The sequence below is a fragment of the Devosia sp. genome (genome assembly GCF_024707125.1).
In the GTDB taxonomy this organism is placed as follows: domain Bacteria; phylum Pseudomonadota; class Alphaproteobacteria; order Rhizobiales; family Devosiaceae; genus Devosia.
In genome coordinates, this window is sequence record NZ_JANQAH010000007.1 from 112875 (window position 1) to 137540 (window position 24666).

General features: G+C 61.2%; 23 protein-coding genes. 17 read left to right on the plus strand and 6 right to left on the minus strand.

What is annotated here, in order from left to right:
- The first annotated feature begins 12 nt into the window (after positions 1–12).
- The 3 genes from NVV77_RS05735 (at position 13) to hflC (ending at position 2769) form a co-directional block, all read left to right on the plus strand.
- Positions 13–537, plus strand: a complete 525-nt coding sequence (locus NVV77_RS05735; protein ID WP_295411523.1) for a dihydrofolate reductase — start codon at positions 13–15, stop codon at positions 535–537.
- Between the two features lie 64 nt (positions 538–601).
- Positions 602–1699, plus strand: coding sequence for an FtsH protease activity modulator HflK (gene hflK, locus NVV77_RS05740; protein ID WP_295411524.1), 1098 nt, complete (start codon positions 602–604; stop codon positions 1697–1699).
- 2 nt (positions 1700–1701) lie between these two features.
- Positions 1702–2769 carry a protease modulator HflC gene (hflC, locus tag NVV77_RS05745; protein ID WP_295411525.1) on the plus strand — a complete coding sequence of 356 codons (1068 nt, stop codon included), beginning with the start codon at positions 1702–1704 and terminating at the stop codon, positions 2767–2769.
- 1056 nt (positions 2770–3825) lie between these two features.
- Here hflC and serB read toward each other — a convergent pair.
- Positions 3826–4698: a phosphoserine phosphatase SerB gene (serB, locus tag NVV77_RS05750; RefSeq protein WP_295411526.1), complete on the minus strand. Its 873-nt coding sequence runs from the start codon at positions 4696–4698 to the stop codon at positions 3826–3828.
- Between the two features lie 27 nt (positions 4699–4725).
- On the opposite strand from serB, the gene miaA reads away from it, so the two are divergent.
- Entirely contained in the window at positions 4726–5625 is a 900-nt protein-coding gene (gene miaA / locus NVV77_RS05755; protein ID WP_295411527.1) for a tRNA (adenosine(37)-N6)-dimethylallyltransferase MiaA, read from the plus strand.
- Between the two features lie 2 nt (positions 5626–5627).
- On the opposite strand, the gene NVV77_RS05760 is transcribed toward miaA, so the two are convergent.
- Complete coding sequence (locus tag NVV77_RS05760) at positions 5628–7052, minus strand: MATE family efflux transporter (RefSeq protein ID WP_295411528.1); 1425 nt, start codon at positions 7050–7052, stop codon at positions 5628–5630.
- A 78-nt stretch (positions 7053–7130) separates the two neighbouring features.
- On the opposite strand from NVV77_RS05760, the gene NVV77_RS05765 reads away from it, so the two are divergent.
- The 4 genes from NVV77_RS05765 to NVV77_RS05780 all read left to right on the plus strand — a co-directional run bounded on the left by NVV77_RS05765 (position 7131) and on the right by NVV77_RS05780 (position 8916).
- Positions 7131–7484 carry a DUF423 domain-containing protein gene (locus tag NVV77_RS05765; protein WP_295411529.1) on the plus strand — a complete coding sequence of 118 codons (354 nt, stop codon included), beginning with the start codon at positions 7131–7133 and terminating at the stop codon, positions 7482–7484.
- 77 nt (positions 7485–7561) lie between these two features.
- Positions 7562–7837, plus strand: coding sequence for a glycine zipper domain-containing protein (locus NVV77_RS05770; protein ID WP_035087184.1), 276 nt, complete (start codon positions 7562–7564; stop codon positions 7835–7837).
- Between the two features lie 293 nt (positions 7838–8130).
- Entirely contained in the window at positions 8131–8346 is a 216-nt protein-coding gene (locus tag NVV77_RS05775; RefSeq protein WP_046104661.1) for a cold-shock protein, read from the plus strand.
- Between the two features lie 99 nt (positions 8347–8445).
- Positions 8446–8916 carry an NUDIX hydrolase gene (locus NVV77_RS05780; RefSeq protein ID WP_295411530.1) on the plus strand — a complete coding sequence of 157 codons (471 nt, stop codon included), beginning with the start codon at positions 8446–8448 and terminating at the stop codon, positions 8914–8916.
- Here NVV77_RS05780 and NVV77_RS05785 read toward each other — a convergent pair.
- Positions 8913–10409, minus strand: coding sequence for an inorganic phosphate transporter (locus NVV77_RS05785; protein WP_295411531.1), 1497 nt, complete (start codon positions 10407–10409; stop codon positions 8913–8915). The two genes, NVV77_RS05780 and NVV77_RS05785, sit on opposite strands and share 4 nt — an antisense overlap.
- Before the next feature lie 310 nt (positions 10410–10719).
- On the opposite strand from NVV77_RS05785, the gene NVV77_RS05790 reads away from it, so the two are divergent.
- The 5 genes from NVV77_RS05790 to NVV77_RS05810 all read left to right on the plus strand — a co-directional run bounded on the left by NVV77_RS05790 (position 10720) and on the right by NVV77_RS05810 (position 16841).
- Entirely contained in the window at positions 10720–12489 is a 1770-nt protein-coding gene (locus NVV77_RS05790; protein WP_295411532.1) for an acetolactate synthase 3 large subunit, read from the plus strand.
- A gap of 24 nt (positions 12490–12513) precedes the next feature.
- Positions 12514–13068 (plus strand): acetolactate synthase small subunit, encoded by a 555-nt coding sequence (ilvN, locus tag NVV77_RS05795; protein ID WP_295411533.1) that lies wholly within the window; start codon positions 12514–12516, stop codon positions 13066–13068.
- A 102-nt stretch (positions 13069–13170) separates the two neighbouring features.
- Complete coding sequence (locus NVV77_RS05800; RefSeq protein ID WP_295411534.1) at positions 13171–13917, plus strand: pyridoxine 5'-phosphate synthase; 747 nt, start codon at positions 13171–13173, stop codon at positions 13915–13917.
- 233 nt (positions 13918–14150) lie between these two features.
- A complete protein-coding gene (locus NVV77_RS05805) occupies positions 14151–14765 on the plus strand; it encodes an NADPH-dependent FMN reductase (RefSeq protein WP_295411535.1) in 615 nt (204 codons plus the stop codon).
- A 153-nt stretch (positions 14766–14918) separates the two neighbouring features.
- Positions 14919–16841, plus strand: a complete 1923-nt coding sequence (locus NVV77_RS05810) for a potassium transporter Kup (RefSeq protein ID WP_295411536.1) — start codon at positions 14919–14921, stop codon at positions 16839–16841.
- A gap of 64 nt (positions 16842–16905) precedes the next feature.
- Here the strand turns inward: NVV77_RS05810 and NVV77_RS05815 are convergent, their stop codons facing one another.
- Entirely contained in the window at positions 16906–17325 is a 420-nt protein-coding gene (locus NVV77_RS05815) for a hypothetical protein (protein WP_295411537.1), read from the minus strand.
- A 132-nt stretch (positions 17326–17457) separates the two neighbouring features.
- The gene (locus tag NVV77_RS05820) at positions 17458–18585 is read right to left on the minus strand and encodes an NADH:flavin oxidoreductase/NADH oxidase (protein ID WP_295411538.1); all 1128 of its coding nucleotides are present in this window, start codon (positions 18583–18585) and stop codon (positions 17458–17460) included.
- A gap of 214 nt (positions 18586–18799) precedes the next feature.
- On the opposite strand from NVV77_RS05820, the gene NVV77_RS05825 reads away from it, so the two are divergent.
- On the plus strand, positions 18800–19684 hold the full coding sequence (locus NVV77_RS05825) for a S9 family peptidase (RefSeq protein ID WP_295411539.1): 885 nt from the start codon (positions 18800–18802) through the stop codon (positions 19682–19684).
- A gap of 188 nt (positions 19685–19872) precedes the next feature.
- Here NVV77_RS05825 and NVV77_RS05830 read toward each other — a convergent pair whose 3' ends face one another.
- Positions 19873–20898: a LacI family DNA-binding transcriptional regulator gene (locus NVV77_RS05830; RefSeq protein ID WP_295411540.1), complete on the minus strand. Its 1026-nt coding sequence runs from the start codon at positions 20896–20898 to the stop codon at positions 19873–19875.
- A 239-nt stretch (positions 20899–21137) separates the two neighbouring features.
- Between NVV77_RS05830 and NVV77_RS05835 the strand changes: the two genes are divergently transcribed.
- From NVV77_RS05835 to NVV77_RS05845, 3 genes are all read left to right on the plus strand, one after another.
- Complete coding sequence (locus NVV77_RS05835) at positions 21138–22172, plus strand: Gfo/Idh/MocA family oxidoreductase (RefSeq protein WP_295411541.1); 1035 nt, start codon at positions 21138–21140, stop codon at positions 22170–22172.
- Positions 22173–22184: 12 nt separating this feature from the next.
- The gene (locus NVV77_RS05840) at positions 22185–23081 is read left to right on the plus strand and encodes a sugar phosphate isomerase/epimerase (protein ID WP_295411542.1); all 897 of its coding nucleotides are present in this window, start codon (positions 22185–22187) and stop codon (positions 23079–23081) included.
- 299 nt (positions 23082–23380) lie between these two features.
- Positions 23381–24610: a sugar ABC transporter substrate-binding protein gene (locus NVV77_RS05845; RefSeq protein ID WP_295411543.1), complete on the plus strand. Its 1230-nt coding sequence runs from the start codon at positions 23381–23383 to the stop codon at positions 24608–24610.
- Positions 24611–24666: the final 56 nt, after the last annotated feature.

The window sequence follows — 24666 nt, forward strand, 5'->3', positions numbered from 1 at the left end:
AAAGGGCAGGGGATGACCCCACGCATTTCGCTCATCGCCGCGGTAGGGGCAAACAGTGTCATCGGCAAGGACGGTGACATGCCTTGGCGCATCCCGTCCGATTTCGCCTGGTTCAAGCGCACGACGATGGGCAAGCCCATGATCATGGGCCGCAAGCAGTTCGAGACGTTTCCAAAGCCGCTTGCCGGCCGTCCACACATCGTCGTTACTCGCCAGCAGGACTATGCTGCCGAAGGCGTCGATGTCGTCCACGATCTCGATGCCGCCTATGTGCTCGCCTCCCGCCTTGCCGTCGAGGCTGGCGCCGATGAAATCATGGTTATCGGCGGGGGCGACATTTACGCACAGGCCATGATGAAGGCCGACCGGCTCTATATCAGCCATGTGGAGCTATCTCCCGATGGAGACGTCCGTTTTCCTTCTATCGACCCGGAAATCTGGGCGGTTGTCGACACGCCGGAGGTAACGCCCTCGGAAAAGGATGCTGCGCCCTATCGCATCAAAATCTACGAAAGGCGCAAACACCCTACGCATTGATCGCGTCGGCGCCTTGCCTATATAAGTTTGCAACCAAAAATACGCAGGAACCGAAAGGAACGAGATGCCTTGGGAGAATAATGGAGGCGGAGGCGGCCGCAATAACGGCGGCCCCTGGGGCCAGGCACCCGGTGGAGGTGGCGGCGGCCCGCGCCGTCCCGGTGGAAATACTCCCAATCTCGAAGACATCCTCAATCGAGGACGCGACCAGTTTCGCGGTGGTGTCCCCGGCGGCCGCTGGGCCATTGTCGGCGGCGTGATTGCGCTTCTGGCATTTTGGGGCGTCAATTCCGTCTACACCATCAATCCGCAGGAAGTCGGCGTCGAGCTTCGCTTCGGCCAGCCCAAGCCGGAACTGTCCGGCCCGGGCCTGCACTTCCTGTTCTGGCCGGTCGAAACCGTCGAGCGCGCCACCACCACGGTCAATCAGACCCAGATCGGCGTTGCCAATGCCAGCGGTGGCTCGCGTGCTGCGGCCCGCGATGGCCTGATGCTGTCGGGCGACCAGAATATCGTCAACGTCCAGTTCTCGGTCTTCTGGGCGATCAACGACCCGGTTTCCTATCTCTTCAATGTCCGCGATCCCGAATCCATGGTTCGCTACGCCGCTGAAAGCGCCATGCGCGAAGTGGTCGGCCGCCGCCCGGCGCAGGACATCTATAGCGACGACCGTTCCGGTATTGCCGCCGACGTGCAGCGCATTACGCTCGCAACGCTCGAAAGCTACGGCCTTGGTGTCTCGGTCAATCAGATCCTGATCGAAAATGCCGGTCCGCCGTCCGAGGTCTACGACGCCTTCAACGAAGTGCAGCGTGCCCGTCAGGACGAAACCCGTCTTCAGGAAGAAGCGCGCTCTTATGCCAATACGCTTCTCGGCGATGCCCGCGGTCGTGCCGCGGCGCTGCGCGAAGACGCTGCGGCCTATACGAACCGCGTCGTTCAGGAAGCAACCGGTGAAGCCGAGCGCTTCAATGCCGTTTACGCCGAATACGTGAACTCGCCGGAAGTCACCCGCAAGCGCCTGTTCCTTGAAACCATGGAAGAGGTTCTGGGCGGCTCCGAAAAGGTGCTGATCGAAAACGGTGCCGCTGGCTCCGGTGTCGTACCCTATCTGCCGCTGCCTGAGCTGCGCTCGGGCTCAACGACATCGACGGGGAACTGATCATGACGAACCGCCTCTTTATCATCGGCGCCGTCATCGTTGCGGCCCTCTACGTCCTCTTCTCCTCGCTCTATGTCGTAGACGAGCGCGAACAGGCCATCGTCACGCGCTTTGGTGACATCACCGATGTGCGCACCGAACCGGGCATTTACTTCAAGATCCCGACCGATATCGTGGACAGCGTGCAGATCATCGAAGATCGGCTCCTGCGCTATGACATCGCCAATATGCGCGTGCAGGTTTCGGGCAACGCCTTCTATCAGGTCGACGCTTTCCTCACCTACCGCATCTCCGATGCGCGTCTCTTCCGCGAACGCGCAACCGGCCAGCTCTCGGTGGCCGAAGCTCGTATCGGGGCCAGCCTCGATGCGGCGCTGCGTGAAGTTTATGGTCTGCGTGAGTTCAGCGCGGCGCTTTCTGACCAGCGCGCCCAGATGATGCGCGAAACGGCCGAACTGATCCGTCCGGAAATGGCAAACCTCGGTATCGACGTCATCGACGTGCGTATCCTGCGCACCGACCTTGACGAAGACGTCTCGGCCACGACTTTCGAGCGTATGCGCGCCGAACGTCTTGCCGAAGCCGCTCTCCTCCGCGCCCGCGGTGAAGAACAGGCCCAGAGCCTGCGCGCTATCGCCGATCGTCAGGCCGTCGAAATCGTGGCTGCCGCTACCCGCGACGCGGAAATCATCCGTGGTACCGGTGACGCCGAGCGTAACCGCATCTTCGCGGCCGCCTATGGCCAGGATGCTGAATTCTTCGAGTTCTACCGCTCGATGGAATCCTACCGTTCGGCTCTCGCCAATACCGGCACCACCATGGTCCTCTCGCCCGATAGCGCGTTCTTCCGCTACTTCGGTTCGAACGGCGAACTGCCGGCAGCAAGCACGACCTTCGCCACGCCCATCGCCCCGACCGCTGCTCCGATCACCGAAACGAGCGACGAGCCGGCCCTCGATGGTCTTGGGATCGAAGAAACCGTGGCGCCTCCGGCCGTGACCCTGCAGGACGGTTCGGAACTCACCCCGACCGTCGGCACGGAAGCTCCGGCTCCGGTGACCGGCCAGTAAGGCAGTCGACAAGAACAGAAAGCCCGGCATTCGTGCCGGGCTTTTTTGTTTTGAGATGGGCGCGTGGGGGCCCCTCGCACGTCTAGTGCCCTTTCTGGTTTGAAGGACCGAACTTGCCTTTTCTGCGCCATTCAACGTCGGGGTCATGGGGCCGAACGCCTATGGTGCATTGGCTCCGGTACGTCCTGCCGAGGTCACAAACGATCTCAATTTCGCAAGCCGCTTGGGATGATGCGACAATGGAGAATGTGATGGTCCCATCCGCGAGCCACGCCTCTGGCATCGCCTGTGCGTTCATCATTCGAAGAACTGCGCCCCGATAGTATCTTGCCGCGACGACTGCGCTGCTATTGTCAGGAACGCCAATTTCGTTCCCCAGCTTTAGCTGCAGTTGATGTTTGCCGCGACGTTCAAGATAAGCAACGTACTGACCTAACGCCCAGTAGCCATTGAGATCATTGTATCGACTGACAAATGTTCCAAGGATGTCGTGGCAAATACCTTTGAATTGCTTTCTTCTGGGCATCTGGAATCTAGATCTTTCGTCGCCTGTAGGAGCGTGCTGGGGTAGTTGCGGCGAGGGCGCTGAATCGAGTGTGAGTTACAAATCTATCCCACTTATCCCCGCCCACATCGTCCCATGCCAATATGCCCTCGTTCCCGCCGACAACACGCGGCACCGACGAAGTGCCGGGCGGGAAGTCGGGTCGCTCGGGGTCGCCTGGGCGAGTGCGTGGATGCTGACCACCGGTCAAGCGGCAGAGAGCCCCCGTTGCATCCCAGCGATGCTCCCGACGGCGATCTGGACCGCAAAACCCCAAAAGGGGACCGCTCGATGCATGCGCAAAAAATCCCGGACGTGCGAAGCGGCTTTCGCCTCTTCTTTCATCCAAATTTCGAGGCGAAAGCCGCTTCCACCGTGCGCCCGAAGGGCGTCGCGACCGTGCAACCGCGACGCCAAAGGGCCGGGCGGCGTTTCATGCTGGGCCGGTGTGATCTGCCTCGATTTCCGATTATTTCCACGCGGTGGTTCAAGAGCTGGCCCCGATGCGGCCCCTAGCGAACGAATTCCTCGTCCGCATAACCCTGCAGATAAAGGAGCGCCGTCAGGTCGCCATGGTCTATCCTATAGCCCGCGGCAGCCGCCACAGCCGGCTTGGCATGCAGAGCGACACCGAAGCCGGCGATCCCGATCATGTCGAGGTCATTGGCGCCATCGCCCACAGCCAGCGTCTGGCTCAGATCGAGACCGCGTTCGCTTGCCAGCGTTTCCAGACGAATGCGCTTGGTGTTCTTGTCGACGATCGGCTTCTGCACCGTGCCGGTCAGTTGGTCGCCATCAAACTGAAGCACATTGGCGATGGCCTCGTCGAAGCCGATCCGCTTGCCGAAATAGTCGGCAAAAAACGTGAAACCGCCCGAGACCAGCGAGGTGAAAGCACCATAGGCTTTCATGGTGTGAACCAGTGCGCGACCACCGGGCGTCAGCGTGATCGCTTCGCGGCGAATTTCTTCGATGGTGGCCCGTCCGAGCCCCTTGAGCAGGGCGACGCGCGTGTCGAGCGCCTGGCCGAAATCCAGTTCGCCACGCATGGCGCGTTCGGTAATTTCGGCGACCTGGGCCTTGAGCCCGAGCGCAGCCGCCAGTTCGTCGATGCATTCCTGCTCGATCATGGTGGAATCCATGTCGGCAATGAGCAACTGTTTGCGACGGCCTTCCGTGGGCACGACATTGGCGTCAACGCGCTTGCTGCCGATGATCTCGCGGGCAATCGCCAGTGCGTCGGGCGCCTTGGGCTCGAGAATATCGCAGGCAACCTGATGGGTCAGCCAGTTGAGTTCTCCGCCGGTTTGTTGCACCACTGCGGCCGCAAGCGAGACGTCGAGGTCGGAATCGGCGGGATTGGCGATGAGGCTGAGGACCGGCATGGCGAAAATGACTTTCGGGAGACAAGGGTGACGCGCCAGAGAAGCGCCGTCCTGATAGCGGGTCCGACTGCCAGCGGCAAGTCGAGCATGGCGCTTGCGCGCGCCCGGGCCAATGGCGGGATCATCATCAATACCGACGCCATGCAGGTTTACGACACGCTGCGCATTGTCACGGCGCGTCCTTCCATCGAGGAAGAAGCCCTTGCCGAGCACCGCCTTTACGGTGCCATTCCGGCATCGCAGCGGTTTTCGACCGGCCAATGGCTCGAAGCCGTGCGAACGATTCTGTCGAAAATCGATCCTGAGCGAGAAGTGATTTTCGTTGGCGGAACAGGGCTTTATTTCGAAGCCCTGACAAACGGATTCGCCGATGTCCCGGAAATCTCCCAGGAGCTGACCCTGCAGGTTCAGCGCGAGATCGAGGACCTGGACGAAGCGGGCCGTATGGCGCTGCTTATCAACGAGGATCCCGAAACCGCACGCCGCCTAAAAGTTGCCGATCCGCAGCGCGTCACCCGCGCGCTCGCCGTCAAGCGCGCTACCGGCAAGCCTCTTTCCGCCTTTCAGGACAATCCGCAGTCGGGCCTGCTTGGTGACTGGAAGATCGAACGCTTCGTCCTCTCTCCCGATCGCGATGTGCTCCGTGCCCGCATCGCCCTGCGCTTTGAGGCGATGTTCGCCACTGGCGCCGTGGAGGAGGTCGGGGCCCTGCGGGCGCAAAATCTCGATCCATCCCTGCCGGTGATGAAGGCCATCGGCGTACGCGAAATCTCTGACTGGCTCGACGGCGTGCAGACGCGAGACGAAGCGATCACCCTGGCCATTATCGCCACGCACCAATATGCCAAGCGCCAGCGCACCTGGTTCCGCAACCGCATGGGTGATTGGCCCCGGCTCGGGCTGGAAGGCAAGCCGATCGAGGCCTGACGTCAGGCTGGCCGGCGCATCTTGTCGAGAAGCCCGATCCGTTCCCGCAGCACGAAGCGCGTCACCAGTACCACGGCCACGAAAGCGAGCCCGGCGGCGAGGCCAATCCAGATGCCGATACCCTTCCAATCGGCGATGAAGCCGAGGACATAGGCAACGGGCAGCCCGACCATCCAATAGCCGACAATGGCCAGCACCATCGGCACCTTGGTGTCGCTGAGGCCACGCAACGAATGGGCCGCAACGACCTGAGCGCCATCGACGAGCTGGAAGACGCCGGCAACGATCAGGAAGGACGCGGCCAGGGTCAGCGAATTGGCATTGGCCTCAAGGTGAGGATCAAGGAACACCGTCACGATGTGTGGGCCGAGGGTCAGGAAAGAGATGCAGGAGAGCGTCATGAACGCCGTCCCCATGGCAAAGGAGGTCCATCCAGCCTTGCGGATGCCTTCGGCATCGCCCCGGCCATAGGCCATGCCGACGCGCACTGTTGCGGCGACACCAAGCCCCAGTGGCACCATGAAGGCGATGGAGGCGCATTGGAGGGCAATGGCATGGGCCGCCACCTCGTCAGTACCGAGGCGCCCCATGAGCAGCGCGGCGGCCGTGAACATGCCGACCTCGGCAACGACGGTCAGCCCGATCGGCGTGCCGATGCGGAAGATTTCACGGAAACGCGGCCAGTCGGGCTTCCAGAAGCGCACGAGCACATGGAAGCGCTTCAGCTTCGGATGGCGCACCACATAGAGCACCATGGCGATGAGCATGAACACATTGGTCAGCGTTGTCGCGATGGCCGCGCCGCGCAGTTCAAGCCGGGGAAAGCCGAAATGGCCGAAGATCAGCACATAAGCTGCCGCCGCGTTGAACAACACGCCGAGCACGGTGATCACCAGAATGGCGCGGGTAGCGTCATAGGCCGAAAGCAGCGAACGAAAGGCAATTATCCCGAAGGCCGGGAACAGCGACCAGGCAGCGATCTGGATGAACTGATAGGCCATTTCCGTGGCCTGGGGATCCTGTCCAAGCGCGTGAAAGATCGGCCTGATCTGGAGGACCAGCGGAACCAGTAGTGCGGCCATGACGATGGCCGCCCAGCATCCCTGCCGCACGACGCGGCGCACGGCCTTGATATCCCGCGACCCTCGTGCCTGTGCGACGAGAGGAGCGACGGCACCAACGAGTCCAACGCCGCCGACGAGGAAAGGCATCATGAAGGTCGACGCCAATGTGCCGGCTGCCAGGTAGGTCGAACCGAGCCAGCCGAGCAGAATCACGTCAGTCGTATGCAACATGTTTTGGGCGAGCTGGGCGATGACGAGCGGCCAGGCGAGCGCGAATGTCGCCCGGAACTCCGTGGCCCAGCTCGATGAATCGCTGATGCTTGCACCCGTCGTCGACGACGGCGGCGCGACTGTTTCAGTCATTTTCGTTTCCCCACACACCGCCATGCTCTAGTCGAAAGGCGTCTGGCTTGGAAGATGGGGACGGAAATGGTGGATTGGATGCGGCGTGTTCTGGTTGGCGTTGCGGGCTTGCTTGGGGCAGTCGGCGTCGCTACGGCCGCGATGGCTTCGCATGGTGAAGATGTCCGAAATCTTGCAGCCATCTCCGCCATGGCGCTGGCTCATGCTCCGGTTCTGCTGATCGTCGGATTGATTGGACGGAGCAGGCCGCTGGCCATCGCCGGCCTCGTGCTGGGCGCCGGCTGCGCCATTTTCGTGGCCGATCTTGCCATGCGGCACTGGGTCGGCACCTCGCTGTTTCCCGGCGCAGCGCCCATCGGCGGGGGCGGCATGATCCTCGGATGGCTCGGCGTGGCCGTCGCAGGAATGTTCCGGGGTTTACTTAACGAATGATTCAACATTTCTTGAGCGACGGCTGGAACTAAAATTCCGACCGAACATTAATCGTCCGATCAGTCCTGGAGGATCTCATGCATAAGTTCCTGATTATCGTTGCCGCTACCCTGTCGCTGGCAGCCTGTACGTCAACTCAGCAGGGCGCGACGGTTGGTGCGCTTGGTGGTGCCGTTGTCGGTGCCAGCGCAACCGGTGGCAGCCTTCTAGGAACCGTTGTTGGTGCCGGTGTGGGCACCGTTGTTGGCGCGGCCGCTGGCGACGTCCTTGGTCGCGTCGAAGGCAGCAACAACCGCTGCGTCTATCAGCGTCGCGATGGCAGCCAGTATATCGACACCTGCCCGCGGGGCTAAAGTTTCGCTGAGGCGGTAGTCGTCCCAACCGCCATCATGCTGCGAAGACACCCGGCCGGCGCCCCCACCGACCGGGTGTTCTACGTCCAACTGCCGATATTGCCTTGATAATTTCACGGCGGATCGCAATAATCCCGAAATACGTGCCACTCGACTTGCGCTACCTGAACGACCGGTATTTCCGGAATCTAGGCTACCTCCTGATCTGGTGCATCGTAAGTTCGGATCCCTCTTTGGGGGCCGAATAAACCCTCCCACCGCATGCTGCGGTATTACAGACCACGAGGTTCAACATGGCTGCCATTACCGGTACCGTGAAATTCTTCAACACGACCAAGGGCTACGGCTTTATCTCGCCTGACAATGGCGAGAAGGATGCGTTCGTGCACATTTCTGCCGTCCAGCGTTCGGGCCTGCAGGGCCTCTATGAAGGCGACAAGGTCAGCTTCGAACTGCAGACCGGCCGTGATGGCAAGGTCTCGGCGACCGATCTGACCCTGCTGAGCTAATCGCTTTCAGCACCGGAATTTTGAGGGGCCCTTCGGGGCCCCTCTGTCTTTTGACGGGGAATCGGTCTCAACTCGCTTGAGGAAGGTTCGAATACGACCATGCTGCGACGTCTGTTCAAGGATTGGCAAGCCACGGAAGCTCCGACGACTGGTGTGATCCGCCAAGTGGGTGCGCTGCCTTACGCGGTCGTGGATGGGCGCATGGCCTTCCTGCTCGTCACGTCCCGGCGCAGTGGTCGGTGGATTTTTCCGAAGGGCGCGATCGAGCCCGATCTGACGCCTTGGGATAGTGCTGCCCTTGAAGCCTACGAGGAAGCCGGCGTTCTTGGAGAGGTGGAGCAAGTGCCTATCGGAAGCTACCGCGCCGCGGCCGGTTCCGGCGCCAGGCTTATCGATATTGACCTCTACCCGCTGCGCGTTACCCAGCAACTCGATAGTTGGAAGGAAAAAGGGCAACGCCTGCGCCACTGGGTGACGGTGCGCGAGTCCCGCCGGCTTCTGGTGCATCGCGATCTCGCCGACCTTGTGGCCGGCTTTCACGACGCCCGCGCCGAAAGGCGCCGCGCCTAAAGCGCGAACCGGCTCACGATGAAAAATACCAAGGCCGCCAATATGGCAGAGCAGGGCAGGGTGACCATCCAGGCTCCCATGATGCCATAGACGCTCCGGCGCCGGATCAGGCGGCGGTGATCGGCCTCACGCGCATTCGCAAAGGCCATTTCCGGCGTGGCGTTCAGTTCGCGCGGATCGACGAAGCGCGCGTAGATGGGCACTGACTTGCGCATCATTTCCTGACGCGAGCGATATTCGCGCAGGAAGCCGATGCCGAAGACCGCGCCGATGGCGATATGGGTGGTGGATACTGGCATGCCCAGGGCCGAGGCGACCAGCACGGTCAGGCCGGTCGAGAGAGCTGCGCAGAAGGCGCGGATTTCGTTGAGCTTGGTGATCTGCTCGCCGACGGTGCGGATCAGCCGTGGGCCGAATAGGGCCAGACCCACTGAAATGCCGAATGCACCGATAGACAGAACCCAGAATGGCAGGTCTGTCCCCACCTCTGCCGTGCCGTGGGACAAAGTCGAGACGATGGCGGCGAGGGGGCCGATGGCGTTGGCGACATCGTTGGCGCCATGGGAAAACGATAGCAAACCCGCAGACAGGATCAGCGGTAACCGGAACAGTGTTGCGACGTGCTTTTTCCGGTTCTCCAGCTCAACCGAGCGACGCCGCACCCCCGAGAACGCTATCGCCCAGCCGATCACAGCAGCCAGCAATCCGATGGTGAGGGTAGTGAAGAGGCTGGGTGTCCACACCCGCTGCAGACCCTTGTCGGCCAGGTACATGGCAAACGTTCCGGCCATTACGGCGACAAAGACGGGCACCCAGGTCCTGGCGGCACGCAGTTTGTCCATTCGTCTGGTGATGGCTACCTGCGTCAGGAACAGTAGCAGCGCCGCTATCGCACCGCCGGCTATGGGCGAGACGACCCAGCCAAAGGCGATGATGAAGATATCGGGCCACGACACGGCGCTGACGCCAGCTGCCGCGATGCCGGCGCCGGTTACGCCGCCGATGATGGAATGCGTGGTGGAAACGGGGGCGCCGATGAATGTGGACAAGTGCACCCACATGGCCGCTGCCAGCAGCGCTGAAATCATCACCAGCACGAAGCTGGCCGGGGCGATGTTCAATCCCACCAGAAGATCCGATGCGACCGTTTCGACGACGTCCCCACCGGCGAGCAATGCCCCCGCAGCTTCGCAGATGGCAGCGATGAGCAGGGCCGCAGGCATGGTCAGGGCGCGTGCGCCGACTGCAGGGCCCATATTGTTGGCCACGTCATTGGCGCCGATGTTGAGCGCCATATAGCCCGCGACGATAGCGCCGATGACAACGACGACGGCCGCCGGTGTCTGCCCAACCGAGGCAGAGGCCCACATGGCGACAAGAGCGAGAAACAGAATCGCCAGACCCGGTGCCGCAGTGCGCTGAACCAGTGCCTGGCTGGCCGTGTTCATGCCAGAGATGTGCTGCAGCTCCTTGTCGAGCGGATTTCTGTTCATGTCTTCGGGCTGATCGATTTGAAAGAGGAGGGGACTATGGCGAAGCTTCCGATGCAAAGCGAGCCTTGACAGCTTTGTCGCAATGCTCCTATCAATGCGCGACTAATTTTAGGAGAGGTCCCGTGCGGGCACTCATTCTCGTAGTAGGTAGGCGCATCGGCAACGTGGGGTAAAACCCCGCGCGATAGCTGGTGCGCCGAAAACAGGTCCCGAATGGGGCCTTTTTTATTGCCTTTTTTCCGCCGAGGCGGTTTGAAGGCGTCAAGGACGTAACGCCCGGTACGGCGGGCACGAGGAGTAGGAAGCGCAAATGGCCGAGAAAATGACCGGCGCGGAAATGGTGATCCAGGCGCTAGCGGATCAGGGTGTTGAACATATCTTCGGTTATCCGGGTGGTGCTGCCCTGCCGATTTATGACGCGATGTTCCAGCAGGACGTCGTTCAGCACATTCTGGTTCGCCACGAACAGGGCGCAACCCACATGGCCGAAGGCTATGCGCGTTCGACCGGCAAACCGGGCGTGGTGCTGGTTACCTCGGGTCCGGGCGCAACCAATGCGGTGACCGGCCTGACCGACGCGCTGCTCGACTCCATCCCGCTGATCTGCATCACCGCCCAGGTCCCGACGACGCTGATCGGCTCGGATGCTTTCCAGGAATGCGACACGGTCGGCATCACACGCTCCTGCACCAAGCACAATTACCTCGTGAAGTCGGTTCACGACCTGCCGCGCGTTCTGCATGAAGCCTTCCTGATCGCGACGACGGGCCGTCCGGGCCCGGTGGTCATCGACATCCCCAAGGATGTGCAGTTTGCCGTTGGCGAATATTACCGGCCGGAGATCGAGAGCCTTCGTCACCAGTCCTATCGTCCGCAGGTCGATGGCGACCTCAAGGCTATCGAAGCGGCCGTGGACCTTATGCTCAAGGCCGAGCGCCCGGTGTTCTATACCGGTGGCGGCGTGATCAATTCGGGCCCTGAGGCTTCTGAGAACCTGCGCGAGCTTGCCGAGCTGACTGGTTTCCCGGTTACTTCGACCTTGATGGGTCTGGGTGCCTTCCCGGCGTCCAACCCGCAGTGGCTGGGCATGCTTGGCATGCACGGCACCTACGAGGCGAACCTCGCCATGCATGACTGCGACGTCATGATCAATATTGGCGCGCGCTTCGACGACCGCATCACTGGCCGCATCGATGCGTTCTCGCCCAATAGCCGCAAGATTCACGTCGATATCGATCCGTCCTCGATCAACAAGGTCGTGCAGGTTCACGTCCCGATCGTGGGCGATTGCAATCGCGTGCTCGAGGAAATGATCCGCATCTGGCGCAGCAAGACCAACCAGCCGCGCACCGAGGCGATCGCTCCGTGGTGGAGCCAGATCGACAAATGGCGCGCCGTTGGTTCGCTCAACTTCAAGAACTCCGACACGGTGATCAAGCCGCAGTGGGCCATTCAGCGTCTCTATGAGGCGACGAAGAACCAGTCCAAGGAAGTGTACATCACCACCGAAGTCGGCCAGCACCAGATGTGGGCTGCCCAGCACTTCCACTTCGACAAGCCGAACCACTGGATGACCTCCGGCGGCCTCGGCACCATGGGCTATGGCCTCCCGGCCGCCGTGGGCGTGCAGGTGGCGCATCCGGATGCGCTGGTGATCGACATTGCCGGCGAAGCCTCGGTGCAGATGACCATGCAGGAGATGTCGACGGCGGTGCAGTATCGCCTGCCGATCAAGATCTTCATTCTCAACAACGAGCGCATGGGCATGGTTCGCCAGTGGCAGGATCTGCTGCATGGTTCGCGCTATGCGCATTCCTATTCGGAATCGCTGCCTGACTTCGTCAAGCTCGCCGAAGCCTATGGTGGCAAGGGCATCCGCTGCGAGAGCCCGGCTGAGCTCGACGCCGCCATTGCCGAAATGCTGGACTATGACGGCCCGGTGCTTTTCGACGTGATCGTCGAAAAGGACGAAAACTGCCTGCCGATGATCCCGTCGGGCAAGCCGCATAACGAAATCATCCTGCCCGATACCGCCAATCTCGGGTCCATCATCGACGAGAAGGGACGGCAGCTGGTCTGACGGCCAGTTGCGGAGGATTTTTAGATGAACGCACATCTCCAGCCCACGGGCTCCGCCTATTTCCTGACCCAGGAAACCCAGCAGACCGAGCGCCATACGCTCTCCGTGCTCGTCGACAACGAGCCTGGAATCCTGGCCCGCGTTGTGGGCCTGTTCTCGGCCCGCGGCTACAATATCGAGAGCCTCACTGTCAGCGAGACCGAACACGGACGGCGACTTAGTCGCATCACGGTTGTCGTCATCGCCACGCCCAAGACACTGGTGCAGATCAAGCTGCAGCTCGAGCGCCTGGTGCCGGTGCATCGTGTGCACGACCTGACCGCCGAGGGCAATTATGTCGAGCGCGAGCTGGCTTTGATCAAGGTTCAGGGTACGGGTGAGCACCGTGCTGAGACGCTGCGCCTTGCCGAAGCCTTCCGCGCGCATATCATTGATGCGACGGTGGAAAGCTTTGTTTTCGAAGTCACCGGCAAGCCCGACAAGATCGACAGCTTCATCGCGCTGATGACGCCGCTTGGTCTTGTGGAAGTGGTTCGCACCGGCCTTGCCGCCATTGGCCGCGGCCCAGTGGGGATGTGACGGGTTTCCCGTCACAACCTTCATAAGTCTTATCACAAGGTTCGATTGGGCGGCGCGGACGATCCGGTATAGGAAGGGCCAAGTTCCTACCGAGTCCGCGCCATGACCCTGCTTTCAGTCAATCTCAATGCCGTCGCCCAATTGCGCAATCGGCGTGATCTTCCCTGGCCGAGCGTCACCGGCATAGCGCGCGTGGTGATGGATGCGGGCGCAAGTGGTATCACGGTGCATCCGCGGCCGGACGAGCGGCACATTCGACGTTCCGACGTTTATGATCTCAGTGCGCTGCTCCGGGAAGAGTATCCGGAAGCCGAGTTCAACATTGAAGGCTATCCGAGCGACGATTTCCTTGAACTAATCGAGGACGTCAATCCGCACCAGGTCACCCTTGTGCCCGATGATCCCGCGCAAGCCACGTCGGACCATGGCTGGGACTTTGTCGGCAAGGGCAATTTTCTGACCTCGGTGGTGCAGCGCCTGAAGCGCCCTAACCGCCGTATTTCGCTGTTTTGCGATCCGGATGCCCGGCTGGAGGGCGTGACTGCCGCAAAGGCCACCGGCGCCGACCGCGTCGAACTGTTCACCGGGCCCTACGGCGCGTGCTATGCCGACCCCATGCGGGCCCAGGCCGAATTGACGGCGCTGGCCGAGACGGCAGCTGCAGCACTTTCGATCGGTCTCGAAGTCAATGCGGGCCACGATCTGACCCTCGAAAACCTGCCGGCATTTCAGCTCGCCGTGCCTGGCGTGGCGGAAGCCTCAATCGGGCATGGAATCACTGCCGACGCATTGCTGCTTGGTTTTGCTGAAGCCACGCGGCGCTACATCGCCGTACTCGCTGAAAAATAGCTGCTGGCTGTTCTTATTTGACGAACGCTGAGTTGGCTCCGAAGAGACAAGTCTGCTGTCCTTTCCTGCAAAAGCCACGAAATCGCCGATAAACCTTAGATTTCCTATACTTACACCGATGTAACTGGGGCACGCTGATGTCGCCGGAACACAATCGGGTGCCCTCTTGAGCAAAACTGGGGCAGGCACATATATCGCCTCAGTTACGTTTTGTTACCAAGGAGGGCACCCAAATGTCCAAGCTCAAGATCGGCGTCATCATCTCGTCCACCCGTCCCACCCGCTTCGGCGAACTGCCGGCCAAGTGGATTGTCGACAAGGCCAACGAGCGCCCTGAAATTGCTGCCGAGATCGTCGACCTGCGCGATTTCCAGCTCCCGTTCTTTGACGAAATGGCTTCCAACGCCTGGATGCCGTCGCAGAACGCTGAAGCTGTTCGCTGGCAGAACAAGATCTCCGAATTCGACGGCTTCATCTTCGTCGTTGCCGAATACAACCGTGCCATCACCGGCGCCCTGAAGAACGCTCTCGACCAGGCCTATGTGAACTGGAACAAGAAGGCCTTCGGCGCTGTCGGCTACGGCACTGTCGGCGCTGCCCGCGCCATCGAAAACCTCCGCACCATCGGTATCGAGCTGCAGATGGCCTCGACCCGTTCGGCCGTCCACATTGCCGGCGCCGATTTCATGGCCGTTCACCCCGGCTTCGGTGGCACCAAGGCCATCAGCGAAATCGAAGGTTCGATCGGCAACTCGGCCAAGGACATGCTCGACCAGCTCATCTGGTGGGGCGAGGCTGCCAAGGCCGCTCGTGAAGACGATGCTGCTGCCGCCAAGGCTGCCGAATAGTTACGAGGACCTCCAGGTCTCGTTTGCAGCAGGGGTCGTTCCGCAAGGGACGGCCCCTGTCTCCTTTTTGATTCCGTTACGCTTATGGTGTTGTTTGTGTAAGGTGCCGGGTGTATAGCGGCGCCCGCCCTTAAACAGAGAGCCCCAAAGCTCATGACGCAAGCGGAAACCACCGGCCATCAGGCTGGTATCGCAGCGGCCGATCAGGCCGGCCATGCGAAAAGCAATCTGCCTATCCTGACCCTTGGTGCTATCGGCGTCGTCTACGGGGACATTGGTACCAGCCCGATTTATGCCTTCCGGCAGGCCATGTATGTGCGGCCCGGGGCGGCTTCCTCTGATATCGAGGTATTGGGCCTTCTCTCGCTGATCGTCTGGGCGCTGACGCTGACGGTTGCCGTGAAGTACGTGTTCTTCGTGACCCGCGCAGACAACAATGGCGAAGGCGGCACGCTCTCGCTTATGGCCCTGGCGCGTAAGACTTTTACCAATCCACCGGTCTGGATCACCGCCCTCGGCGTGCTCGGCGCGGCGCTGTTTTTCGGCGACGCCATCATCACTCCAGCCGTTTCAGTTCTCTCGGCCGTTGAAGGCATTGAGCTCGTCCAGCCGGGCATGACCCGCTGGGTTGTGCCAATAACGCTTGTTCTGATTCTGGGCCTTTTCGCGGTGCAGAGAGTCGGCACAGCGAAGGTGTCCATCGTCTTCGGGCCGGTGACCGCGATCTGGTTTTTGACGCTGGGGATCGCCGGCATTTCCAACATCGTTCAGCACCCGGAGATTCTCTGGGCGGTCAATCCGCTCCTGGGCGTTGAATTTCTCGTCACGCATTTCGGCATCGCCTTCGTGGTCATCGGCGCCATTTTTCTCGCCGTAACTGGCGCGGAAGCGCTTTACGTCGATCTCGGGCACTTTGGGCGCAAGCCGATCGTCCTGGCCTGGTTCGGCCTGGTTTTCCCGTGTTTGCTGCTCAATTATTTCGGGCAGGGCGCCTATGTGATCAGCCATGGCGTCGACAATGTCGCGAGCCCGTTCTTCGAGATGGTGCCCGAATGGGGCCTGTTGCCTTTCGTGATTCTCGCGACGATGGCGACCATCATCGCCAGCCAGGCGGTGATCACCGGCACCTATAGTCTCGCTCAGCAGGCGATCGCTCTCAACATGCTGCCGCGCATGGTGGTGCACCATACTTCGGCGACGCAGAGCGGCCAGATCTACATGCCGCAGATCAATTCCATGCTGATGATAGGCGTGCTGGTCCTGGTCGCCGCCTTCGGGAGTTCTTCTGCACTTTCAAATGCTTACGGTATTGCCGTGTCGGGCGTGATGATCGTGACACTGCTGTTGCTGGTTGTCGTCATGTGGCGCAACTGGAAGTGGCACCCGCTTGCCGTGGTGTTCTTCGGCGTCGTCTATCTCTGCATCGATGGCGGGTTCTTCGCGGCCAATGCGTCCAAGCTGTTCCAGGGCGGCTGGGTGCCGGCAGCGGTGGCGCTGTTCGTGGCGCTGATCATGTGGAGCTGGATGGCCGGACGTCGGCGCCTGTCGGAAAAGACCCGGCGCGACGAAGTTCCGCTGGAATTCCTCGTCAACAATCTGGCGAAGAAAAAGCCGACCACTGTACCGGGCACGGCCATTTTCCTGACCAGCGACATCGAGGGCGCGCCGACGGCACTCCTCCATTCTCTCAAGCATTACAAGGTCTTGCACGAGCAGAACGTCATCCTGACGGTGCGCACTTCGGCCTCGCCGCGCGTGCCTGACGATGAGAAGGTGACGATTGACGCCTATAACGAGCTGTTCTTCCGCGTCGTCGTGACGTTCGGCTATATGGAAACGCCGAACATTCCGACGGCTTTGGCGCTGGCGCGCAAGCTGGGATGGAAGTTCGATATCATGTCGACGTCGTTCTTCCTGTCGCGGCGTTCGCTCAAGCTCGGCAAGAAGAGCGGGCCGCTGCGCTTCTGGCAGGATCGGTTGTTCATCCGTCTCGCCCGCAATGCGAGCGATGCGACGGAGTACTTCCACATTCCCACCGGACGTGTGGTGGAAATCGGCACTCAGGTGGTGATCTAAGCGTGTAGCGACACGCTTGGGTTAGCAGACTGTTGCCCGCGAATGCCGCGCCTGGCCGAATAGGTTAGCGCGGCATGTCCGGGCAGACGGTTGGGACGGTCGCGGGAGAAAAGCGCTGTTCGACCACGTCGCTCCCCAGTTTCAGCGACAGGATAAGTTCGTCAGCCGTGAGGGACGAAATATCGGCATTGATGGTCATGCCGTCTTCTTCCCACGAGATCGCGGTGTCGGAAACCTGCTGCCACTTGGAGAGGCGATAAGTCTCCCAGCAGCTGTCGCTGACGAGGGTGCCATCGGCCAGGAAGATCTGCATGGTGCCGGGGCTGGCGGATTCGCCCTGCTGCACCCAGACCTTGTTGAGCAGCGGATTGTCGCTGTCGCCTTCGTCCGCAATTGCGGGCTCTTCAGCGACGGCCGGTAGGCAGGCTGCGGTGCCAACTCCCCAGACGCTGAGAAGCGCGATGATGGCGGCCTTGGTATCCATGTCTTGTCCCTCGATTGACGCTGAGGTGGGTATCGGCAGCGTCAAGCTCAAGGGTGTATTCGCCTTGCGGCGAAATTTCGATTGGGCGGTGAAATTGTTGGGGCGAGCGCATGTTGCGCTCGCCCCAGGTGTTTACGATGCCTGCAGGCCGAGTACGCGGTCGTGCTCGGAGACGCGGCGGGTCTGGACGGGCCAGAGGGAATAGTCCTTGTTGCCGAGATGGCGCTGGGCGTGGACCGGCCAATTGGGATCGTTCAGGGCGCCGCGGGCGAGCGCGATGAAATCGGCATCGCCATTGGCGATGATTTCATTGGCCGAGTCGACGTCGCCGAGAAGGCCAACGGCGATAGTGGGAATGTCGGCGCCTTTCTTGAGGGCACTGGCGAAGGGCACCTGATAGGCCGCCGAAGAGGTGATCCGGCCCTGGGCGAAGCCGCCGCTCGAGGCGTGCATGGCGTCGACGCCGTGTGCCTTGAGCTCGCGGGCGAGGACTACGCTATCCTCGACCGTCCAGCCGCCCTCGGCATTGTCGCTGACGGAGATGCGGACGATGAGCGGCTTCTGGCTCGGCCAGACCGCGCGGACGGCGTCGGTCACCTCGAGAAGCAAGCGCATGCGGTTTTCTCTGGAGCCGCCATATTCGTCGGTGCGGTGATTGGCGAGCGGCGAGAGGAACTGATTGAGCAGGTAGCCGTGGGCGGCGTGGATTTCCACGGTGTCGAAACCGGCCTTGTCGGCGCGCTTGGTGGCGTCGACAAAACCGTCGATGACGCGCTGGATGCCGGCTTTGTCGAGGGCGATTGGAACCTGGAAGGTTGGGTCGGCGGGATTGTTGGATTCGGCCGATGGAGCGACGGGCTGCCAGTGCTCATAACCGGCGGCCTTGCGCTGCTCTTCGGTCACGAGGTCTTCAGGCTTGCGCCAGGAAACCGGGGTAGAAGCCTTGCGGCCGGCATGGGCGAGCTGAATGCCGACAGCAGCACCCTGGCTGTGGAGGAAATCGACGATGCGGGCGAGGGGAGCGATCTGCTCGTCCTTCCACAGGCCGAGATCGCCGTAGGAAATCCGGCCTTCGGGAACCACGCCGGTTGCTTCGAGAATGACGAGACCGAAACCGCCAATGCCGAAGCGCGCGAGATGGGCAAAGTGCCAATCGTTGGCAAAACCGTCGATGGCCGAATACTGGCACATGGGCGCAACGACTGTCCGATTGCGCAAGGTGAGATCACGCAGGGCGATGGGGGAGAATAGATCGGTCATGAAAGTCTCTCGTTAGGCGCGGCCTAGGCCAGCGGTGGCCGGCCGGAACCGGCCAACGAGCGCATAGATGCATATGCGTCACTCCATCGGCAAGTGCCGATGGATGGATTTGTCGTGAAGCAATGCAGCAATGCGGAGGCGTGGGGGCTGGTGGATGGTTGCTCTAGCGCTTGCTCCTCCGTTAGGTTCCCGACGACTGCACCGGGAGGAAACCGTGTCGATTACCCGTTCTCGTTTTGCCGAACTGCTTGGCTTTGCGCCGCCCGAAATTGGGCTGATTTCCAGCCGGGAGGAGCATGTCGAAGACTATGTGGTCGAGCATTTGCGGCTGCGGATCGGGGAAGAGGATGTGCGCGGCATCCTGACCAAGCCTCGTGGGGCGACTGGACGTCTGCCAGCGATCCTCTACGGGCATTCGCATGGCGGTGGTTACGCGATTGGCGCGCGGGAACTGCTCGATGGGCGGGAATATCTGGTGGGGCCACTAGGACCGGTTTTTGCGCGGGCGGGCTATGTGACGCTCTGCATCGATATGCCGATCTTTGGCGAGCGGGCGACCGTCAGCGAGGATTTTGCGGCCAAGGCACTGCTCTGGCATGGCAAATCGCTATTCGGGCAGATGCTGTCGGATCATGCGGCGGCGCTGACCTATCTTGAGAGTCGTGATGATGTCGATCCCGCGCGGATCGGGGCGTTCGGGCTCTCGATGGGCTGCGTGCTGAGCTATTGGCTGGCGGCGCTGGATGACCGGATTTCAGCCGTCGCGCATCTTTGTTGCTTTGCCGATTTCAGGACGATGATCCAATTGGGCGCGCATGACGGGCACGGGATTTATCTTACCGTGCCGGGGCTGCTGCGCGAGGCCGATGGTGGGACGATTGCGGCGCTGATTGCGCCAAGGCCGCAATTAATTTGCGTCGGTGAGGCGGATCATTTGAGCCCGCCATTGGCCGTGGAGCGGGCCTGGGCGGAACTGGCGCCAGCCTATGCCGGGGCGCCGGGGAAGCTGGAGAAGGTCAGCGAGCCGGGGATTGGGCATCAGGAGACGCCACGGATGCGGGAGGCAGTGTTGGCGTTTTTTGGGAAGTGGTTGGGGTAGGGTCACCGAGCCCCGCAGCAGGTGCCGCCTGGTATGACCGGCGTTTGAGCCAGGCGCGGCGTCATTCCCGCGAAAGCGGGAATCTTACGTTCAAAAGATCCGAAGCCGAGATTCCCGCTTTCGCGGGAATGACGTCGTGGGGGAAATGATGTCGTGGGTTTCCGCAATGGTGGCAAAGCCGACTGGATTCACAACCCGTCGCTCTCTCCCGGCACCAGTTCCATCGGCCAGACCCTCTGCACAGTCCCGAGCGGGTACGCGTCTGCATAGGCCGGCATGCTGGCAAGCAGTGCTTCACCCAGTGCGATGCCGAGGTCTCTAAGGGAGAGGCGGAAGCAGGTCAGGCGGGGGGACATGAAACGGGAGACCGGGTTTTCGCGGAAGCCGATAATGGCGAGGTCGCGGCCGGCTTGGAGGCCAGCTTCGGCCAGTTGGCGATAGAGCCCGAGGGCCAGCAATTCGTAGTTGAGTATGATCGCCGTGGGGCGGTTTTCCATTGTCAGGATGTCGTGGCCCAATTGGTAGCCGCCGAGCTCGGACGAGGGGACACGCATCACGAGCGATGGATCGTAGGGCAGGCCGTGGCGTTTTAGCGCCGCCTTGTAGCCATCGAGGAAGACGAAGCCGAGATTGATGTCGTTGCTGGGTACGGCGGCGGCGATGCGACTGTGGCCGGCTGAGACGAGGCGGTCGATGCCGCGGCGGGCGACGCCGTCGAAATCGAGGTCGATCCAGGGATAGTCGCCCGGTGTCTGGGAGCGACCGAGGGCGATGAAGGGGATGCGGGCCTTGGTGAGAAGGTCGATACGCGGGTCTTTGCGATGTGTGGCGGAAATGATGAGACCATCGACCAGTCGTCGTCCGATCATGCGCTGGAGATAGGCGGTCGGGTTTTCGTCGGTTGGGCAGGGTAGGGCCACGAGATCGAGGTGGTGGCGGGTGAGCACCGACTGCACGCCGTCAAAGACGCCCATGAAGAAGGTATCGCTATTGCCGTTTATGTCGGCGCCCAGTTCGATCATGAAACCGATGGCGTTGGTGCTGCCCTGGCGGAGACTGCGGCCAGCCTGATTGGGGACATAGCCCATGGTGGTCGCGGCTTCGAGTACGCGCTGGCGGGTTTCGTCGCTGACATCGGCGCGGCCATTGAGGGCGCGGGAAACCGTGCCGATGGAGATATTCAACTCCTGCGCCAGGCGCCTGATGCCCTTCATTTTTCCCCCGGCACTATGTGCACCTTCGCCTTGAGTGTGTCGCCGAAACGCGCAGCGATCACAAGGCCTTCCGTGGTCGCCCTGGTGGCGATTTCACTTTTCCAAACGCGAACCAAAAACGTTTACGGAGGTGTCTTGACACGGATTTCGTCTCAATTGTAGCGTCGTAAACGTTTACGGCAATAGGGCTGCCAAGCTGCGTAGAAGCAGCGCACGTCCTTTGCGGGAGGATTTCCAGCGTGCAGTTTAAGGCCGTTCTTGCGGGTTGCGGAGCCATGTCCAAAGGCTGGCTCAATGCCCTTACCGAGCATCCCTTGCTCAAGGGCAGGGTGAAGGTCGTCGGCCTTGTCGACCTTGACCCCAAGGTGGCCGAGGGGCGTGCGGCGGAGTTCGCGCTGACTGACGTCGTGATCGGTAGCGATCTCGATACCGTTCTTGCCCAGACCAAGCCGGACTTGCTGTTCGATGTTGTGGTGCCCAGCGCGCGGCCGGCTTTGGTGGCGACGGGGTTGGCCCATGGCTGTCATGTTCTTACCGAAAAGCCGATGGCGCCGACGCTGGAGAGCGCGCGCGCCATGGTGGAGCAGGCCAAAGCGGCAGGGCGCATTCACGCAGTGGTGCAGAACCGGCGTTATGTGCCGGGCGTGCGGCGCATCCGGCAGCTGATCGAAAGCGGGGCGCTGGGGCAGCTGACATCAATCAATTGCGATTTCTTCGTTGGCGCGCATTTCGGCGGGTTTCGCGAAGAGATGGAAAACGTGCTGCTGCTCGACATGGCGATCCATACGCTGGATGCGGCGCGGTTCATGGCCGGCACTGCGCCCAAGGCGGTCTATTGCCTCGAGGTCAATCCGCCGGGCTCCTGGTACGCCCATGGCGCGGCCGCCAATGCGATCTTCGAGTTCGAGGACGATATCGTCTTCAACTATCGCGGTAGCTGGAGCGCCGAGGGCGCCAATACGAGCTGGGAGGCTTCCTGGCGGATCGTGGGCACCAAGGGCACGCTGCTCTGGGATGGCTATGACAGGTTTGAGGCCCATCAGGTGGCGGGCACGGAAGGCTTTTTCCGGCCGCTGGAGCCGCTTGATATTCCCGACATGCCGGACGCATCCAAGACCGAGGGGCATGCCAGCGTCATTGCTGACTTCCTCGACGCCATCGAGAGCGGCGCGCGGCCGGAGACGGTGGGCAGCGACAACATAAAAAGCCTCGCCATGGTCTTTGCCGCCATCGAGAGCGCCAAGCTCAAGCAACGTGTTTCCATTTCTGTCTAGGATTTTTGTTCAGTGACTAATCCCGCCAAATCCATTCGCATCGGCACCATGATCCAATCCACCGAGGGCAAGGCGCCGGAGAATATCGCCAAGATAGCTGATCTCGGTTTTGAGAGCTTTGAGCCGTTCTTCTGGCAGACGACCAACGGGCAGGATCTGGCGGAACTCGGGAAGCGCTGCCGCGATGCGATCGGGGATCGTGACATCACGATTTCGACCATCGGCATGTTCGGCAATCCGCTGGAGACGCAGGAAAAGGACCTGCTTACCCTCGAGGGCTGGAAGCAGTGCATAGACAATGCGCACCATTTTGGCGCGACCTGCGTGGCGGGTTTTACCGGGCGCATTCGTAACCAGGTGCTTACCGACAGCCTGCCGCGCTACAAGGAAGTGTGGAGCGAGCTGGCCAAGCGCGCGGCGGACAAAGGCATAAAAATCGCCTTTGAAAACTGCGCCATGGACGGCAATTGGCAGAGGGGCGACTGGAACATTGCGCACAACCCCGATGCCTGGGAGCTGATGTTCAACGAGACGCCGGATGACAATATCGGGCTCGAATGGGAGCCGTGCCATCAGATGGTCTATCTGATCGAGCCGATCCCGCAGATCCGCAAATGGGCGCACAAGTTCTTCCATGTGCACGGCAAGGACGCGACCATTCGCTGGGACGTCATTCGCGAGCATGGCGTGTTCGGAAAGGTGCCCTTCGTGTTCATGCGCACACCGGGCTTTGGCGACACCAATTGGACCGATGTAATCTCGGAGCTGCGGCTCGCCGGATACCAGGGCTCGATCGATATCGAGGGCTGGCATGACCCGGTCTATCGCGGCGATCTCGAGATCACCGGGCAGGTGCATGCGCTCAATTATCTCAAGGCGAGCCGGGGCGGGGATTTCATTTCCGCATAAGTCATACTTAACTTGACGTGATAAAAGAAAAGGTTTTCTCTGAATGAGAAAACGGTTTCTCGTGGAGGTTGTCGTGAGTGCTGGGGGAGGTCGGGTCCGCATTTATGGCGTGGCAAACCGCGTCGGCGTGAGCGTCGCGACGACCTTCAAGGCACTCAACGAATCTTGCGGCGGTAACGCTGCGGTTACGGAACGTCGCGGAGGTCTAGTCATCGCCGCCGACTAAGCGCTGCTTTGGGGCAGGAGGGCCCTGTGCAGCATTTTTGCGGCGATTGTGCCGCTCAGGGGAGGAGAACCTGATGAAACTGAACGCATTTGGACTGCTGGCTGCTGTCAGCCTTGGCGCGATGAGCCTGGCGACGCCCGCCTTTGCGCAGGTGACGCTGAAAATCTGGTCGATCGACGGGGTGGACCGCGTTGGTATCGCCGATACGTTCTCCAAGGAATTCGACGAGGCGAACGAGGATATCGTCGTCGAATACCGCGCCATTCCGTTCGACGATCTAGTCAACGAAACGCTGCGCGCCTTCGCGACGGGCAATGCGCCTGACATCGTGTCGTTCGACAATCCGGACTTCGCGCTGTTCTCGTCGCGTGGGGCGATGCTCGACATTACCGATCGGATCGCCAATTCGACCGAGATCAAGGCCGAGAACTATTTCCAGGGGCCGCTGAACTCGGTTTCGTGGGACGGCAAGTATTTTGGCATTCCCAAGTACACCGACACTATCGGCGTTTTCTACAACAAGGACCTGTTCGCCAAGGCCGGCATCACCGAGCCGCCGACGACCTGGGCGCAGCTGGTTGAATACGCCGAAAAGCTGACCGATCCGGCCAACAACGTCTATGGCGCGACCTTCTCGGCGCGTGCGGGCGAAGAGGGGACGTTCCAGTTCCTGCCGATCATCCAGATGTCCGGCGGCGGCTATGACAATGTGGCGACCGATGGCGCGGCCGAAGTGCTCGATCTGTGGAAGAAGATGGTCGACAACGGCTGGGCTTCCAAGGACGTCTTGAGCCTTGGCCAGTGGGACTCCACCGGCACGTTCAATTCGGGCAATGCCGCAATGGCGATTTCAGGCCCGTGGGAAGTCAACCGCATGGTCGAAGATGCCAAGTTCGACTGGGGCGTGGCGCTGCTGCCGACGATCACTGAGGGCGGCGAACGCTCCTCGGCTCTGGGCGGGTTCGACTGGGGCATCATGTCGACTACCAAGCATCCGGACGAGGCCTTCCGCGCGCTCGAATATTTTGCCGCCCAGGACCACCGGATCTTTGAAGAATTCGGCTCCATTCCGGCGCGCAGCGACATCGAATTGCCGGTCACCGGCATTGCGACAAAGGACGCCGCGCTCAAGGTGTTCAAGGAGCAGCTCCAGTATGCCCAGCCGCGTGGTCCGCATCCGGAATGGCAAAAGATCTCCAAGGCCATCTATGACGCCATGCAGCAGGCACTGACCGGCCAGATGCCGTCCAAGGATGCACTGGCACAGGCCCAGACCACCATCAACGGCATTCTCGGGAAGTGAGGCTGCGCTTCTGACGTGGGGTTGCGCTCGTCGCACCCCCACCCTCATTCCCTCCC